Source organism: Marinospirillum sp. (assembly GCF_014859565.1).
The window spans coordinates 1-3,252 of sequence record NZ_JACUUA010000309.1; the positions used below are offsets into that span (position 1 = coordinate 1).

1 protein-coding gene and 1 pseudogene are annotated in these 3,252 nt (G+C 52.6%); one reads left to right on the top strand and one right to left on the bottom strand.

Translation table 11 applies throughout. The features are described from left to right. Positions 1 to 300 (top strand): annotated as a pseudogene (locus IBX50_RS18825) (hypothetical protein); the annotation flags it as partial. A 4-nt stretch (positions 301 to 304) separates the two neighbouring features. Here IBX50_RS18825 and IBX50_RS18830 read toward each other — a convergent pair. Next, a complete protein-coding gene (locus IBX50_RS18830) occupies positions 305 to 3,058 on the bottom strand; it encodes an EAL domain-containing protein (protein WP_292257939.1) in 2,754 nt (917 codons plus the stop codon). Positions 3,059 to 3,252: the final 194 nt, after the last annotated feature.

Genomic DNA, 3,252 nt, shown 5'->3' on the forward strand with positions numbered 1-3,252 from the left:
TTATTGCATGAAGTGCGCCTGCGTTCATCCGTTAGTCGCCCGATGCATTTTGCCGCGGATCGTCCGCGCCCGGCAGCTGCTCGGGTGGGTGGTGCAGGCAATCCACTCAGTGGTGGTAAAGAAAGCGCCCAAGCCGCCAATCTGCGTATCGGGCAGCGGGTGGAGCATAAAAAGTTCGGTGTGGGTATTATTCTCCATGCTGAAGGAGAAGGTGATCGAACCCGCCTGTTGATCAATTTTGAAAGCAACGGTGAAAAATGGCTGGTGCTGGGTTTTGCACCACTGACACCGCTGGATTAACAAATCAGGGTTGAAGGTTTGGTTTATCCCACTGCGGGTGGGGTCGCCAGGTCTGTAACCAGTCTGGAATACGTTCAGCAGGCATGGGGCGAGCAATACCGTAACCCTGTGCCAGCTCACAGCCAATTTCCAGTAACAAACTGCCATGCTCTACCGTTTCCATGCCTTCAGCTATCACTTCTCGCTGGAACGCATGAGCCAGCCCCAGTATCCCCTGCAGAATGGCCAGATCATCCTCGTTATCCAGCATGTCTCGCACAAAACTCTGATCAATTTTTAATGAGTGGGCAGGTAGGCGTTTTAAGTATGTCAGTGAAGAATAACCTGTACCAAAATCATCCAGAGCAAATTCGATACCCAGCCTTGAACAGGCGCGCATTACACTGGATACGTGGTCAATATCCTGCAGAGCACTGGTCTCCAGTACTTCCAGCTCCAGCAGGTGGGTGGGTACGTCGGGGAAGCGCTGCAGTAGCTCAATCAACCGATCTTCAAAGTTGGCCTGCTGCAGGTGGTGTCCGGCAATATTAACACTGACGGGTAGATGTATGCCCTGTGTCAGCCACTGCCGTTGTTGCATCAGCGCGGTTTCCAACACCCATTCACCAATACTGATGTCCAGGCTGTAACCTTCGATATCAGGCAAAAACAGAGCAGGAGCGAGCAGGCCGCGTTCAGGATGCTGCCAGCGGATCAAGGCTTCAGCGCCTATCACTGCACCGGTGCGCAGATTCACCTTGGGCTGGTAGTAGAGTACAAATTCCTGCTGTTCCAACCCCAGGTTAATGCGATCCAGATTTTCATTATGGCCTCGCAGGCTACGATCCCTTTCAGCATCAAAAAGTTGCCAGCGGTTTTTGCCAGCGAGTTTGGCCTGATACATGGCCTGATCGGCCTGACGCAAGAGTTGGTCGGCTTCTGTGGCCTCATCCTGTGGAAAAAAAGTCAGTCCGGCACTGGCTGACACCTGCAATTTACGCTGACCGAGTCGAACCGGCTGGCGCAGTACTCCAAGCAGCTCTTCCACCCGTGGCAGACTTTCTTCCGGTTTCTCCAGCAGAATGAACAAGGCTACAAACTCGTCACCACCAATACGTGCAACGATGTCTCCATCCCGCAGGTTTTTCTGCATGCGACTGGCCAGGGCTGCCAGTAACTGGTCGCCCACCTCATGGGTGTAGAGGTCGTTTATTTCCTTGAAACCGTCCAGATCAATAAAACTTACCGCCAGGCAGGCATTGTTTTGTTGTGCCTGGTGCATGGCCACCCGCATTTTTTCTGCCAGCAGTACCCGATTGGGTAGGCCGGTCAGGGTGTCATAATGGGCAATGTATTCCAGCTGCTGTTGCTGGTGCTTCTGTTGGGTGATGTCGGAAAAAAGCCCGACAAAATGACTGATTTCACCCTGTGAATTTCGTACGGTATTAATCGCCAATTGCTCAGCAAACAGTTCACCCTGATGATTACGGTTCCAGACTTCACCAAACCAGTAGTCCTCAGTCACCAGGGTTTGCCACATCTGCTGGTAAAACTCCGGCGATTGTTGATCCGATTTCAACAGGCGCGGGTTTTGCCCAACCACTGCGTCACGGCTGTAACCGGTGATTTTAGTAAAGGCTTGGTTAACGTCCAAAATGCTGCCATCTGGCGCAGTGATGATAATACCTTCACTGGCATGGCTGAACACACTGGCGGCCAGCTGGCTTTTTTGTTGTTCGATGCGCAGTTGCTGGTTGCTGTGATTCAGCACACGGTTGTGGCGTAACAACACCAGCAGAAACAGCAGCAGGGGTGTACCAGTACCGAACAGGATCAGTGCTGCATACTGCTCCCACAAATCTTTTAGTGTGATGGTTGGAGCTTGGTCAAAAGGGGGAAAACGCAACTGGCGAGCAAGGGTTTCTACTAGATGGTAATCAGCCGGGATACTGAAACCGAGGATGCCGGTTTGCTGTTGCTGTTCGGGTGTCAGCTGCATCAGCAGAAGTGCTGCGGTGACTTGTGCTGCCAGTTTCTGATCCACCCGCTCCAGTGCCACAAAAGGCCACTCAGGATAAAGGGGTGTGGATAAAATAAAAGGGTAGTGTGGTTGGTTCAGCGGGTGTACCTGGCGCAGGGCACCAATAGGTATCTTGCCTTCAACCAGCATGGATTCATAAACACCACTGCGCACCAGCCCGGCATCCGCTTCGTTGGTGAGTAATGCCTGAATCACCCGGTCATGGGGCATACCAGTAAGGGTCAGTTGCACATCACCCGGTAGTTTCAGACCGGCATTCATCATTTCCAGTGCCTGCGCCTGATAACCACCCAGTGAGCTGGTGCCCACTGCGGCTAGACGTTTACCGCGAAGGTCTCTCAAGTCATGCAGATCAGTGCTCTCACTTGGTACCAGGATTACACCACCAAATCCGCTCAGGGCATGGCCTTGTTCTTCCACCAGCAGGGTTGCAAGTGCGCCGGATAGGGGATTGCGATGGCGTAATTGAATGTAGTGGCTGGGGTTGGTCAGTACAAAGTCCAGTTTGTTGTCAGCCAGCAGGGTTTCCAGATCTTCGTAGCTGGCGGGCAATAAACGCACTTCACGGCCATCCAGTGCGCGGCTTAATTCCTGTTGTAATGGTTGCCAGCGCTGCAAGGTTTCCGGCAGTGGCCTAAAGGCCAACACTCCGAGGTTTAATGGCGGTTCACCGGGAGTGTCTGCGGCAAGCCCGGCACTGCACAACAGCATCAGTCCGATGATCAGCAGTTTTTTCATGCCGGTTCCGCTCCTGTGTTTAGCCGGTACGTGTTTGTACCAGTTTATCCACACCCTCGCTGTTGCGCAGGTGAATATCCAATTGACGGAATGCAATCTCAATACCTTCTTCCTTAAAGCGGGCATCCACAAAACGGTTGATTTCATCAATCGCGGGATTACGATCACTCAGTTCTTTAACGTGTATACGCAGC